Here is a 13,545-nt window from a genome sequence, read left to right on the forward strand (position 1 = left end):
GGCCCCCTTCCTTGCGCCTAGGTACAGGAAGGGGGCCTTCCTGTACTTGGGCAAGGCGTGAAGGTCGAGTTTCCTCGGCTGAGCCGAGGGAAGGGATCCTTCACGCGCGGCGAGCAGGGGCGGCGCCGGAACGCAGGGGGCGGGTTCTCGTGAGTGTTTTGGGTCGTTGAAACGCAATGCCACTCAGCTTAAGTTGATCAACCTCTTGACCTGCGGTTTCTTATGGGCGATGACAGTCGGTCAGTGGCTCGTGATCGCCCCACCTTAGAGTGTTTGCCCTGGTCAGACGGCCGACACTTTGAAATTGGGTTTCATATTTGAGATAAGCTAAGCGGCATTGCGTTAGAACGACCCAAATCACTCACGAGCGTCTACTTGGGACTCGCGGGTGCGAAGGTGAATTGCGCCGGGGTCTGCGGCACCCAGAACGCCATCACGGCGGTGAGGAAGGTGGTGCCGATGAGGAAACTGAACGCGGCGGTGTAGGAGAAGGTGTCGGCGAGGAATCCCATCACCACCGGGGCGACCGCGCCGGCCACCTGGCCGCCGAAGTTCATCACCCCCATGCCGATCCCGGTGACCGCGGTCGGGAGGACACGCAGGGGCAGGCCGAAAACGCACATCGTCGCCATGCCGAACACAGCGAGCGCGAGCGTCTCGTAAAGGGTGAACTCCGCCGTGGTTTCCGCGTTCACCATCAGGATCAGCAGCACGACGGTCACGAGCGCGACCGAACCGAGGTACCAGCGGCCTTGGTCGTGGAAGTAGCGATCGAACAGCCAGCCGCCGAGGATCGTCGTGCCGATGCTGACCAGCATCGGGATCGCGGCCAGCACGCCGGTCTGGTTCAGCGTCATGCCCCGCGCTTCGAGCAGATAGCTCGGCACCCAGGTGATCAGGCCGTAGTTCAGCATGTTGGTGACACAGAACAGCAGGGTGAACTTCCAGACCACCGGGGACTTCAGCACCTGTTTGCGGGTCACTTCGGGTGGTGCCGCCTCGTCGCGCGGAAGGCTGCTCAGCGACTTCGGCAGCGCCTTGGGCAGGATCGCCCAGACGACGACGCCGATGAACGCGCCGATACCCGCCATCCAGAAGAACGTGTGCCGCCAGCCGACGGCCATCAGGAGCGGACCGACGATCAACGGGGCGAGCCCGGCGCCGATCCCGCCGGCGGCCAGCATCACGCCGGTGGCCGTCGCCCGGTTGGCGGGAGTCGTCCGTTCCGCGACGGCCTTGAACGACGCGGCCGGGAAAAGTCCCTGGCATACACCGAAAAGCCCGCGGACGACCAGCAGCATGCCGAAGGTGCCCGCCATCCCGGTCATCGCGGTGAACACCGACCACAGCAGCAACGTGACCAGCATCGGCCCGCGAGAGCCATAGCGGTCGGCAAGGAAACCGGCCGGGATCTGGCAGATCATGTAGACCAGGGCGAAAACGGTGACGAGCCAGCCCTGCTCCGTCTTGCTGAGGTCGAATTCGGCGCCGATCATCGGCAACGCCATCCCGATGGAGAACCGGTCGATGTAGTCGACCGACCAGGCGAACAGCATCACCACCATGGTGATGAGTGCCGTCCGGTTGATCCGCCGCGCTGTCCAGGTGTCCTCATTGACCACTGCCGTCATGGCGCCTCCGCGGAAACGTTGGGAGAGAAGAAGAACGGCGCGGGTGTGGCGCCGATCACCCATTCTGAACAGCGGGTGGCGGACAGAGTTGGTGCGATCACACGAACATCCGGCGGTCTTTCGGGCGCGAGCGACCAATCCCGCCGCCGGTCAGGACTCTTCGGCGGCGGGCGGCCCGGTCCGGGCGTCACGGGGCAGCAACCGCAGTTGCACCATCGCCGCGAACCGCTCGCCCGAGTCGTCGAGGTCGATCTCGCCGACTTCGGCGAGCCGCCGCAGCCGGTAACGGAAGGTGTTCGGATGGACGTAGGCCGCGGCGGACGCGGCACCGATGTCCCCGAAAGCGTCCAGCCAGCAACGCAGGGTGTGCACCAGTTGCGACTGATGCTGGACGTCGTAGGCGAGCAGCCGCGCGACTGGCCCCGTCGCGACGTCTCCCCTCGCCGCGGCGAGGTCGGCCAGTTCCAGCATGAGGGCGTCGACGTGGACGTCGTCGACGGTCGCGACGCGTTTGGCGCCACCGTTGGTGAGCAGCACGCGCAGTGCCCGGTCCGCGCCGTCCCGCGAGGCACGCAGGCCGGAGCCGTCGAGGGCGAGCGGGCCGATCCCGATCGCGGCCGCCGCGCGGCGTCCGGTGCGTTCCAGGAAGGTCGACGCGACCCGGATCGAGCGTTCCTGGCAGTCGCCGTGGCCCGGCATCGGGACGATGCCGTAGGTGACGTCGCCGACGAGGGCGACGGCCGAGCGTGGCTGGATGGCGCTGAGGTGCATGGCCAAGGCGTCGGCGACCCGCTGACGATCGGCGGCCAGCCGGAGGTCGTCCTCCGGGGCGGGCGCGCCGAGCAGGCCCATGGCGAGCACGATCGACGGCTGCCCCAGCAGGCCGAGCCGGGCGATGGCCTCCGGTGCCCCGGCGCCGCCTTCGAGCGCCGTGCTCACCAGGTCGGCGCGCAACCGCCGTTCGACGTCGGCGCCCGCCCGCAGCCGGAGCATGTGGAGCGCGACGAGTTTGGCGGCGTCGACCAGCGCCTGCGTCCGTTCCTCGCTGAGCGGTTCGCGGATTGCCGCCCAGATCGAGCCGAGTACCTCGTCACCGGCGCGGACGGCGAGCGCCACGCGCGGAATCACGATCGTGCTGTCGTCGTAGCGTTGCGGGTCGACGAACACGGGCGTGTTCTCGCGGTACAGCCGGTCGAAGACGCCGTCCCGTTCCAGGCCGCGGGTGAACCGCTCCGGCACCTGGCGGCCGAGGACGGTCTCGACCCTGGACGGGTCCGCCTCGTCCTGGCGGCCGGAAAACGCGAGGACGCGGGAGTCTCGATCCTCGATGGTCACCGGCGCGTCAAGCAACGCGGCGATGGCGTTGGCCAGCGCGAACAGATCACCCGACGGCATTCCGCCGAGTGTCTGCGGTGACACGTCACCGACGTCCCCTTCGGCGAGCAACGTCCTGAGCATCGCGGCCAGCTGGGCCCAGGAGGCACCGCGCGCGAGCCCGAGGAGTGCGACGCCGGACGCGTCGGCGGCACGTTTGAGTTCCGGCGCCGGGGTGACGGGAGAGCGGACGACGAGTGCCACCGCGCCCCGTGCACCCACGTCGTGCAGCAGGCGGGCGACCTCGTCCTGCTCCCGTACCCCGACGCCGAGCACGACGGCCTTGGCGGGAAACTCGGACTCGTCGTGCGGATCGTGGATGACCACCCCGCCGAGCTGCTTGCGGGTGGTCCGGCCGAGAACGACCGGCTCCAAGAGCACGTCCCCGAGGTCTTCGAGGACGCGCCCCAGACTCGTATGCGGTTTGCTGGGCACCGGTGTCAGCACCCCCCGAAGTTAAACCCGGTCTCACCGAACCGACTGGTTCGATCCGACCAAATCTAACCCCGGAATTCGTATATGGCTACGACCCGATCCACGCTTTCGCCCGGGTGACCTCGTCCAGCAGGCCCGGAATCGGAGTCACCCCGAGCCCGGGGCCGGTCGGCACCGGCAGATGCCCGGACTCCAGCACGAACGGCTCGGTGATGTCGGTGCGGTAGAACCGGCCGGACGCCGAGGTGTCGCCGGGGAGGGTGAAACCGGGCAGCGAGGCGAGCGCGACGTTGGCCGCGCGGCCAAGCCCGGTCTCGATCATCCCGCCGCACCACACCGGGACCCCGTGCGCCGCGCAGACGTCATGCACCCGCCGGGCTTCGAGGTAGCCGCCGACGCGGCCCGGTTTGATGTTGACGATCTGGCAGGCACCGAGCCTGATCGCGTCGGCGGCGGCCCTTGCCGAGACGATCGACTCGTCGAGGCAGATCGGCGTCCGGATCCGCTTGGCGAGTTCGGCGTGGCCGAGCACGTCCTCCTCTTCCAATGGCTGCTCGATCAGCAGGAGGTCGAACGGGTCGAGCCTGGCCAGCAGGGGCGCGTCGCCGAGGGTGTACGCGGTGTTCGCGTCGACTTGCAGCAGCACGTCGTCGCCGAAGCGCTCCCGGACTTGTCGCACGGGCTCGACGTCCCAGCCGGGTTCGATCTTCAGCTTGATGCGGACGTAACCCTCGTCGAGATATCCACCGACGACGTCGAGCAGCTGCGGGATCGAGTCCATGATCCCGACCGAGACACCGCAAGCGACGGTGTCGCGAGTGGACCCCAGTTCGGCCGCGAAGGACCGATCGTGCGCACGGAGTTCGGCGTCCAGGACGGCCATCTCCAGCGCGGCCTTCGCCATCCGGTGCCCTTTGAACTTCGCCAGGATCGGCGTCACCTTGTGCGCGGTCAGGTCGCCGGCCGCCAGCAGCGCCGGGATCAAGTGGTTCCGCAGCATATGCTCGGCGGCGTCGTTGTACTCCGAGGAGTAGAGCGGCGCCTCCATCGCCACGCATTCACCCCAGCCCTCGCCCGCCGGGGTCACCGCGCAGACCAGCAGGAGTTCCCGTTCGGCCTGTGTCCCGAACGACGTCCGGAACGGTGCCACGAGCGGCATCCGGACCCGGCGTAGTTCCACACCGCTGAGTTTCACGACTGCTCCTTCGAGATCACGTACCAGCCGGCACGATCGAAACCGGTGACACGGGCGTTGTCCGCCATGAGTCCACCGAGGACTTCACGCAGCGCGACGCGCCACGCGGTACCGCGAACGGGATCGGTGCGGCGTAGTTGTTCGATGTCGGGCGGGACGGCGACGAGGACGGTCGGCGTGTCAGCCGGGCCTACCACCGGGCCTCCGTCGGGAGCGACCGAGAGCGCCTTCGCCGCTCCGAAGGCTTCCGCGTCGATCAGGACGGGTTCGCCGAAAGCGGCGGCGCGCACGGTCGGGCTCGTCAGGTCCCAGCCGACCATCAGGCGGTCGGTGTCACCCGTGCCGTTGATGCTGTCCTCCATCGGACCGTAGAAGTCAGGGAGGTAGCCGATCGGACGCGCGCCGAGTTTCCCCAGGTTGAAGTAGGCGTTGCGCCGTACGAGCGGGTCGAAGGTCCAGGTGATCACCGAGACGTCCTGGAGCAGCGCCCAGCCGCGCTGATGCAGTTTGAGCGCGTGACCGATCCCCCGGCCCGCACCGGCGCGGACGATCCCGGCGATATGGCTGTGCAGGCTCGCCTTCCCCGGATTCCCGAAGAAACCGAAGCAGGCCCCCAAAAGTTCGCCGTGCTCGAACGCGCCCGCGACGTAGTTGCCCGCCGTCGACATCGCCCGGAGCAGTTCCGTGCTCACCGGACGGGCGCCGGGCGCGGTCTTCCAGATCGACTCGAACAAGCCGACCACCGCCGCCAGGTCGGCGATTTCGGTGAGTTCGCGGATTTCGACGCCCGAAGCCACGGCCGCGGCCCGCGCGGCGGCGACGGCTTCGTCACGCACCTCCCGGGTGACCAGGCTTTCCGTATTCGTCGCAAGATTCGTCACGGGCACAATCCTTTCCCGGTTACCCGGCCGAGTCACCGTCGTGCCGTACCAGATTCGCCGGCGGGATTCGTCGCGCCGGACGGATCGCGCTTCGCGAGTACGTTTTCGACGAGCGCGGCCAGCAGGGCGGTACGGCGCGGCAATTCCGCGACGACGACGTGTTCGTGATCCGCGTGCGCCCCGCCACCGACGGCGCCGAGGCCGTCGAGTGTCGGAATGCCCATTCCCGCCGTGTAGTTGCCGTCCGAGGCGCCACCGACGGAGGCGGAGGTCAGTTCACCGAGCCCGAGTTCGCCCGACAATTCCTGAGCCAGCGCGAACAATCCCGACGACGAGCTTTCTTCCAACGGCGGCCGGTTGATCCCACCGGTGACCCGGACCTCGGCGTCCTCCAGCACCGGCAGGAGTTCCCGCATGGCCCTGTCGACCCGAAGTTGTTCCGCCTCGTTCCAGACGCGGACGTCGACCGAGACGCTCGCGGCGGCGGGCACGGTGTTGACCGTCGTCCCCGCCGACACGACCGTGGGTGTCACGCTGGTACCGGCTTCGGGATCGGCGATCGCGGCCGCCGCGAGGACCTGGTGCGCGATCTCGATTCCCGCGTTAATGCCCTTCTCCGGTTCGAGCCCGGCGTGCGCGGCCCGGCCGGTGACCTCGATCCGGTACTGGGAAACGCCTTTACGGCGGCATTTCAGCGCGCCGCCGTCGGCCGAGGCCTCCAGCACGAACGCCGCGTCACAACCACGCGCCTCGTCCTCGATCAGGGCACGCGACGTCGGCGAGCCGATCTCCTCGTCGCCGGTGACCAAAATAGACAGTCCGGCGCGATCGGGCACCGTGGCGGCGGCGTGCAGCGCCATCACGACCCCGGCCTTCATGTCGAAGCAGCCAGGCCCGCGCAATACGCCGTCCCGCACGGAAAACGGATGCGTCTCCAGCGAACCGTGGGGCCACACCGTGTCGTGATGCCCGAGGAGCAGCACACGCGGTGACCCGTCGCCGAACCGCCAGCGAAGGTGGGTGACCCCGTCGACGACGATCCGCTCCGGTTCCACCCCCAGCAGCCTCACGCCCACCGCGGCCACCACTTCGGCGCTGCAAGCGACCGCGTCGTGGTCCGAAGACGGGGACTCGCAGCGAACGAGCGTCTCGATGTCGGCCAGCAGGTCGCTCATCGCGGCTCACCCCGCAGCGGCTTGCCGGGGAAGGCGTCCGTGCGCAGATTTCCGTCGGTGACAACGGGAACACCCGCGACGAACAGGTGCCGGACACCGACCGACGGCCTGATCGGGTCGAAGTACGTCGCCGCGTCGGTGATGACGTTCGGGTCGATCACGACGATGTCGGCATCCGCTCCGACGCCCAGCCTGCCCTTGGCCCGCGCGGCGGGCGCGACCTCGTCGAGGACCCGGGCCGGCAGGTACGAACAGCGCCGGAACGCCTCCACCCAGGTCCACGCGCCGCTCTCGCGCACCATCAGACGCAGCGTCTTGGCGTACGTCCCGGACGTCCGGGGATGCGTCGCGCCACCGGGCGGCAGCGGCCATTCGGTACTCTCGCTGGTGCCGTTCTTCCAGTACACGGGCAGGGCGTCACTGGCGACGATGGCGTCGGGGAACGCGAGCGCCTGGTTCAGGAGTGCGAGGTCGCGTGGATCGCCCTCGTCGAGGAACTCCAGGATGCACGGCGCGCCCGGTTCCTCGGCACGCACCTGGAGCAGGCGGCCTTCGTCGGCGATGCGCTCCCCCGACTCCAGCATGATCACGCTGGACGGGGAAAGTCCCTTCATCTTCAGCCGTTCCGGCGAAAGAAACGCCGCGCCGATACCCGTGCTGCCCGCCCCGTACGGATAAGCCTCCACCGTCACCCGCGACCCGGCCGCGCGACCCGCTTCCAGCGCCGCGAGCACACGGTCGATCTGGTGGCCGGACGTACTGTTGACGTGGCAGTGGTGCATCGCGGCGCCGGTCTCGGCCGCGACGATCGCGATCTCCTCCGACCCGTCGACGGGTGTCGCCGGGTCCACCTCCACCAGTTCGCGGACGTGCGTGTACGTCGGCGCCCCGGCTTCCTTGGCCAGCCGGGCGAGGGCAAGGAACTCACCGGGGTCCGTGAGCGGCGCGTACCCGAGCAGCACGCCGACGCCGAGCGCACCCGCGGCCAGCTCACCCTCCACAAGGGACAACCACGAGGCCAGTTCGGCAGGCGACGAAGACCGTTGCCATGCCGGGTTCCCGAGCACCGCGAGACCGCTGTCGATATTGGCGTCGGGTTCGATCCCGGCGAGCACCTGCGCCCTGGCCGAACCCCAGGACGCGGAGAAACCGTAGTGCAGCGGACGTCCAGCCGCCGCGGCCTCGGCGTAGGCCCGCTCGATCGGCATCAGCCCGGCTTCGAGGTCGAGCGCGGTCGTGACGCCGTCCATCGCCTGCAGCCGCTGGCCCGCGATGGAGTGCACGTGGCTGTGCAGGTCGATGAACCCCGGGCCGACGACGAGCCCGGTGACGTCGATCTCCGTATCGCCCGGCTCCGGAGTCAGGCCCTCCGCGACGGCGGTGACCACCCCGTCGACCACCAGCACATCGGCCGTGCCGTCGAATCCCGTCGCCGGGTCGATGACACGACCGCCACGCAAGAGTGTCCGCATGCTTCGCCTCCTAGATCGCCTCGTTCATGGCGACACTAGGAGGTTTCGCGAGCCGTCCGTTCGTAGCGGGCGACGAATCCGGGACACCGGATCCATCCGCCCGCACGAACGCATCGTGAGTGCGTGGGACGTGAGTGGCGATTCAGGTTATTGAGGGGTAAGTCAAACGTGGCCTGGTGCCCGGGCTCGCTGTGACCGGCTTGTTCGCGGGATTGGCGGCCAGAGCGAATACGTGACTCGCGCCTTCAAGCACGTAACTCACGTGCTTGAAGGCGTCACTCGCGTGCTTGAAGCCGTCACTCGCGTGCTTGAGCACGTAACTCGCGTGCTTGAAGACGTCACTCGCGTGCTGGACGCCGAACTCGGTGTGCGGGGTCTGAGCACGCGAGTTACGCCTTCAAGCACGCGAGTTACGCCTTCAAGCACGCGAGATACGGCTTCAAGCACGCGAGTTACGTCTTTAAGCACGCGAGTCACGGCTCTGAGCACGCGAGTGCGGTGCCGCGCCACCCCCAGGCACCACCTCGCCCGAGGCGCCACCTTTGCCTTACCCCTCAAAGAGAACACGAATCGCCACTCACGACCCACCCGCCGGAGGGCTGCGTCAAGGCAGGCGGTGGCGGCCGTGGTGCTCCGCGATGATCTCCGCATAGCGGTGGCCGCTCGCCTTGACCGTCCGGACCTGGGTGTCGTAATCGACCCGGACCAGCCCGAATCGCTTGCTCAGCCCGCTGTCCCACTCGAAGTTGTCGAGCAGCGACCAGGCGAAATACCCCTTCACCGGCGCACCCGCTTCGGCGGCACCGGCGACCGCGCCGAGGTGTTCTTCCAGATAGGCGATGCGGTCGGCGTCGTCGATCGAGCCGTCCTCGGCGACCTTGTCGTCGAAGGCGGCACCGCTCTCCGTGACGTAGATGGCTCGCGCTCCGTACTCGTTGGCGAGGCGGTGGATCAGGTCCGCCAGGCCCTTTCCGTGGATCTCCCAGCCCATCGCGGTGGTGGCGGCCCCCTCGACGGGCACCTGGCGGGCACGCGGCGCGGGACCGTTCGGGTCGTCCTCCACGATCTGCCGGAAATAGTAGTTCAGCCCGTGGTAACCGACCGGGGCCGAAATCACGTCGAGGTCGTCACCGACCACCGGCGGCTCGACGCCGTAGACCTCGATCATGTCCGCCGGGTAGCCACGCCCGTTCGACGGGTCGAGCCACCAGCGGTTCACGTGTCCGTCCATCCGGGCCGCCGCCTCGACGTCCGCGGTGGAATCGGACGCGGGTTCGATACCGCTGAGGTTCACCACGAGACCGATGTTGGCTGGCTCGGCGGCGTTCGCGGTGATCGCCCGCACGCCGAGCCCGTGCGCGAGCAGGAGGTGGTGCGAAGCGTGGATGGCCTGCCTGAGGTCCTTGATCCCGGGCGCGAACCGCCCTTCGAGGTAACCGAGCCAGGCTGAGCACAGTGGCTCGTTCACCGTGTTCCAATCCTTGACCCGGTCACCGAGCTTCGCCGCGACAACGGCGGCGTACTCGGCGTAGGCGTAGGCGGTGTCACGCTCGGGCCAGCCGCCGTTCGCCTGCAAGGCCGAGGGAAGATCCCAGTGGAACAATGTGGCGAACGGCCGGATCCCCGCTTCGAGCAGCGCGTCGACCAGCCGGTCGTAGTGATCGAGGCCGAGTGCGTTGACCTCGCCGCGGCCGGTCGGGATCACCCGTGGCCAGGCGACCGAGAAGCGGTAGGCGTCCAGGCCCAGCTGTTTCATGATGCCGAGATCTTCGGGCCAGCGGCGGTAGTGATCGCAAGCGACGTCGGCGGTGTCGCCGTTCAGGACGGCACCCGGGACCCGGACGAAGTCGTCCCAGATGGACGGGAGGCGACCATCGACGTCAACGGCGCCTTCGACCTGGTACGCGGCGGTGGCCGCACCCCACAGGAAATCGGCGGGCAGGTGCGGATTCAAGGCAGACCTCTCTGTACGGGGCTGGCTGGTCATTTCACGGCACCGGCGGTGAGCCCGGCGACGAGATAGCGCTGGAGCAACAGGAATCCCGCGACGACCGGGACGGAGACGATGAGCGAGGCGGCCATGACCTGGTTCCAGTAGACCTGGACCTGCGTGGAGTACTCCTGGAGGCCGACAGCGAGGGTCCGCGTGCCCGAATCGGTCATCACCGACGCGAACAGGACCTCGCCCCAGGCCGTCATGAACGAGTAGATCCCCACCGCGACGATGCCCGGCATGGCCGCCGGGATGACCACCCGGATCAACGCGCCGATCGGCCCGGTGCCGTCGACCATCGCCGCCTCGTCGAGTTCCTTCGGGATCGAGTCGATGTAGCCGGCGAGCATCCAGATGGCGAACGGCAGCGAGAAGGTCAGGTAAGTGATGATCAGCCCGAGCCGCGAGCCATACAGGACGATGCCGGTGGTGTTGCCGATGTTGACGAAGATCAAGAACAGCGGCAGCAGGAACAGGATGCCGGGGAACATCTGCGTGGACAGCACGGTCATCTTGAAGAAGTTCTTGCCGCGGAACCGGCAGCGGCTCAGCGCGTACGCCGCGAAGATCGCGATCAGCACCGAAAGGACCGCCGCCGAGCCGGAGATGACCAGGCTGTTCATGAAGTACTCGGCGAGCGGGATGGTGTCCCAGATGTCGAAGAACGGCTGGATGGTCAGCGTGGTCGGGAACCACTCCCATTTGCCCTGGACGTCCCCGAGCGGCTTGAGTGACGACGAAACCATGGCGTAGAGCGGGACCAAGGTGAACAGGGCGAGGAAGCCAAGGACGAAGCGGCGGACCCACGGGAGCCAACGGGGTTCAGACACCGGCGTTCCTCCTCCGCGAGGTCAGTCCCCAGTAGACGGTGCTGACGATCAGGAGGAACACCAGCAGCAGCACCGACATCGCGGAGCCGAGGCCGAAGTTCCAGGTGACGAACGAACTCTGGTAGATATGGATCGAGATCAGCGACGCCTCCTTCGGCGCGGACGCTCCGAATAGGACATACGGCGTGTTGAAATCGTTGAAGGTCCACAGGAACAACACCAGCAGCAGAACCTGGTTGACCGGCCGCAGCATCGGCTGGGTGATCGCCTGGAACTGCCGCCACCAGCTCGCGCCGTCGATCGCCGCCGCCTCGTACAGTTCACCGGGGATGTTCTGCAGTCCGGCCATCACGATCAGGAACGCGAACGGCCAGTTGCGCCAGACCGAGACGATCACCAGCGACCAGAAGCTGTTGTCCCCGATGAGCCAGAAGGAATCGGTGCCCAGCAGGCTGTTCACCAGCCCGGTGTCACGCTGGAACATGAAGGACCAGGTGATCACCGCCGCGTACATCGGCAGCGCGTACGGCACCAGGAACAGGGTCCGCAGCACACCGCGGCCCCGGAAGTTCTTCTGCATCAGCACGGCGGCCGAAGTGCCGAACAGCCAGCAGAACCCGACCGACAAGACGGTGTACAGGGCACTGATCCAGAACGAATCGAGCAGTGCCTCGCCGGCGGCCGAATCGAAGTCCAGTACGAATTTGTAGTTGTCGATCCCCGCCGACGGCGCGGAGGTGAAGTCTCGGATGTAGAACTGCGTCAGCTTGAAGAAGCTCATCGCGAGCCCGGCGAGCATCGGGATCAGGTGGACGAGCAGTTCGAGCAGGATCGCGGGAAGCAACAGCAGATACGGCAACGCGACCCGGCGCCGGGTTTGCCGGGGTCGGTGCGCCCCGGCCGCTTTCACGGCCGGGGCGTCGTCGAGCGTGGTCGGCATCAACCACCGGCCGCGATTTGCTGGTCCGCCTGGTTCAGCTGGTCCCGGATCTTGGCGCCGTCGACCGGCTTGCCCGCGGCGACGTCGGCGAACATCGCCTTCATCGCGGTGCCGATCAGGGTCTCGAACTGCGACTCCTGCGGCACTTGCGGCATCGGCTCGGCCGAGTTCGCCAGCACGCTCTGGAAGACCTTGACGTCCTCGGTCTGGAACGCCGCGTCGCTGTAGGCGTCCTGGACGGTCGGCAGCGAGCCGTAGGTCTTGTTGAGCAGCGCCTGCTCCGGCGCCGAGACCATGAACTTCACGAAGTCCAGCGCGGCGCCGGGGTTCTTGGTGTTCTTGAACACCGACACGTTGATGCCCGCGACGAAGCTGGTCACCTTGCGGCCCGCCGACGGCGGGGTGGCGGGCAGCGGGATCGGCGCGACGCCGAGGTCGGCCATGTCCATCCCGATGTTCTTGAACGAACCGGCGGAAGCCTGGTTCATGAACATCGCGGCCTTGCCGTCCGACAGATCCTTGAGAGACTTCGCGGTGTCGGCGTACTCCGCATTGGACGGGTTGACGATCTTGTCCTTCTGCATCAGATCGACGAACTGCCGCACGGCCGCGACCGACGGGTCCGAAGCCAGCTGCGGCTTGCCTTCGGGACTGAAGAACCGCGCACCCTGCTGGGCGCCGAGGATCGCCGCGTGGTGGCTGTTCTCGGTGACCTGGCCCGCCTGGAGCGAGAGGCCCCACTGGCCCTTGTCCGGTTTGGTGAGCTTCTTGCCGTCCTCGACGAGTTCTTCCCACGTGGCGGGCGGCTTGGTGATGCCGGCCTCGGCGAAGAGCTTCTTGTTGTAGTACAGGCCGTAAGCCTGGCCGTAGAGCGGTACGCCGACCGGCGGCTGACCACTCGCCCCGGTGGCCGCCAGCGACGGCCCGACGAAGCGCGACTTGCCGCCGACCTTCTCCAGCGCGGCGTCGTCGAACGGCAGGAACGCCCCGGTCGCCTGAAGCGAGGCTGACCAGGTGTTACCGATGTTGAGCACGTCCGGGCCCTTACCGGAGGTCGTGGCCGCGAGGATCCGGTTGAGCAGATCCGTCCACGGGACGACTTCGAGCTTGACCTTGATCCCGGAGGCCTTCTCGAACTTGTCGAGTTCGGGCCGCAGGACTGCCTTGTCGTTGTCGAGACTGGTGCCCTGGTTGGACGCCCAGTACACGAGCTCCTTGGGAGCACTGGACGACGTGTCGCCGCCGCACGCCGTCGTGGCGGCGGCCGCCAGCGCCAGTACGAGCGCCGGAGCGATCTTTCCGATTCGCATCGATGGTCCTCGGGGTGAGTGGCCAAGCCGCGTACCGGTTCTGTGATCCGGGACACGCCTTATTTCAGGGCTTGAGTTAAGGCTAGGGCAAGCTTGTCGTCAAGCCCCTGAACGCCGGATGCGGAGTCGTGAGTGATTTGGGTCGTTAGGGCCAAGCATGTCTTGGGTACCTACTGGATTTGACTGCGGGGCTGATCGTGGGTCAGGTCCGTGAAGGTCTCCTTGCCTAGGTACAGGAAGGCCCCCCTAGGCGCAAGGAAGGGGGCCTTCCTGTACTTGAGGCGAGCAACGGGCGCCGGTACCGAGCGG

The 13,545-nt window shown here is 67.5% G+C and carries 10 protein-coding genes; all 10 read right to left on the reverse strand.

Annotated features, from left to right (window positions below; all coding sequences use genetic code 11):
• Positions 1-371 precede the first annotated feature (371 nt).
• The 10 genes from AB0M65_RS35185 to AB0M65_RS35230 all read right to left on the reverse strand — a co-directional run bounded on the left by AB0M65_RS35185 (position 372) and on the right by AB0M65_RS35230 (position 13,236).
• A complete protein-coding gene (locus AB0M65_RS35185; RefSeq protein ID WP_364037811.1) occupies positions 372-1,631 on the reverse strand; it encodes an MFS transporter in 1,260 nt (419 codons plus the stop codon).
• A gap of 150 nt (positions 1,632-1,781) precedes the next feature.
• A complete protein-coding gene (locus AB0M65_RS35190) occupies positions 1,782-3,452 on the reverse strand; it encodes a helix-turn-helix domain-containing protein (protein ID WP_364037814.1) in 1,671 nt (556 codons plus the stop codon).
• Positions 3,453-3,528: 76 nt separating this feature from the next.
• Positions 3,529-4,635, reverse strand: coding sequence for an o-succinylbenzoate synthase (menC, locus tag AB0M65_RS35195; RefSeq protein ID WP_364037817.1), 1,107 nt, complete (start codon positions 4,633-4,635; stop codon positions 3,529-3,531).
• The gene (locus AB0M65_RS35200; RefSeq protein WP_364037820.1) at positions 4,632-5,516 is read right to left on the reverse strand and encodes a GNAT family N-acetyltransferase; all 885 of its coding nucleotides are present in this window, start codon (positions 5,514-5,516) and stop codon (positions 4,632-4,634) included. Before AB0M65_RS35200 ends, menC begins: the two co-directional genes overlap by 4 nt.
• A gap of 32 nt (positions 5,517-5,548) precedes the next feature.
• Entirely contained in the window at positions 5,549-6,691 is a 1,143-nt protein-coding gene (locus AB0M65_RS35205) for a M20 family metallopeptidase (protein WP_364037823.1), read from the reverse strand.
• Positions 6,688-8,163, reverse strand: coding sequence for an amidohydrolase family protein (locus AB0M65_RS35210; protein WP_364037826.1), 1,476 nt, complete (start codon positions 8,161-8,163; stop codon positions 6,688-6,690). Before AB0M65_RS35210 ends, AB0M65_RS35205 begins: the two co-directional genes overlap by 4 nt.
• A 604-nt stretch (positions 8,164-8,767) precedes the next feature.
• Positions 8,768-10,117: a GH1 family beta-glucosidase gene (locus tag AB0M65_RS35215; RefSeq protein ID WP_364037829.1), complete on the reverse strand. Its 1,350-nt coding sequence runs from the start codon at positions 10,115-10,117 to the stop codon at positions 8,768-8,770.
• Positions 10,118-10,146: 29 nt separating this feature from the next.
• Entirely contained in the window at positions 10,147-10,986 is an 840-nt protein-coding gene (locus AB0M65_RS35220; protein WP_364037832.1) for a carbohydrate ABC transporter permease, read from the reverse strand.
• The gene (locus AB0M65_RS35225) at positions 10,979-11,926 is read right to left on the reverse strand and encodes a sugar ABC transporter permease (protein ID WP_364037835.1); all 948 of its coding nucleotides are present in this window, start codon (positions 11,924-11,926) and stop codon (positions 10,979-10,981) included. The genes AB0M65_RS35220 and AB0M65_RS35225 overlap by 8 nt, the downstream gene beginning before the upstream one ends.
• Complete coding sequence (locus tag AB0M65_RS35230) at positions 11,926-13,236, reverse strand: sugar ABC transporter substrate-binding protein (RefSeq protein ID WP_364037838.1); 1,311 nt, start codon at positions 13,234-13,236, stop codon at positions 11,926-11,928. Before AB0M65_RS35230 ends, AB0M65_RS35225 begins: the two co-directional genes overlap by 1 nt.
• Positions 13,237-13,545: the final 309 nt, after the last annotated feature.

The sequence above is a fragment of the Amycolatopsis sp. NPDC051071 genome, from assembly GCF_040682875.1.
In the GTDB taxonomy this organism is placed as follows: domain Bacteria; phylum Actinomycetota; class Actinomycetes; order Mycobacteriales; family Pseudonocardiaceae; genus Amycolatopsis.

What these genes read in the sequence shown, in the direction of transcription:
- AB0M65_RS35185 (WP_364037811.1), bottom strand. Translation starts at nt 1,631, where the DNA reads ATGACGGCAGTGGTCAATGAGGACACCTGGACAGCGCGGCGGATCAAC.
- AB0M65_RS35230 (WP_364037838.1), bottom strand. Translation starts at nt 13,236, where the DNA reads ATGCGAATCGGAAAGATCGCTCCGGCGCTCGTACTGGCGCTGGCGGCC.
- AB0M65_RS35225 (WP_364037835.1), bottom strand. Translation starts at nt 11,926, where the DNA reads ATGCCGACCACGCTCGACGACGCCCCGGCCGTGAAAGCGGCCGGGGCG.
- AB0M65_RS35210 (WP_364037826.1), bottom strand. Translation starts at nt 8,163, where the DNA reads ATGCGGACACTCTTGCGTGGCGGTCGTGTCATCGACCCGGCGACGGGA.
- AB0M65_RS35205 (WP_364037823.1), bottom strand. Translation starts at nt 6,691, where the DNA reads ATGAGCGACCTGCTGGCCGACATCGAGACGCTCGTTCGCTGCGAGTCC.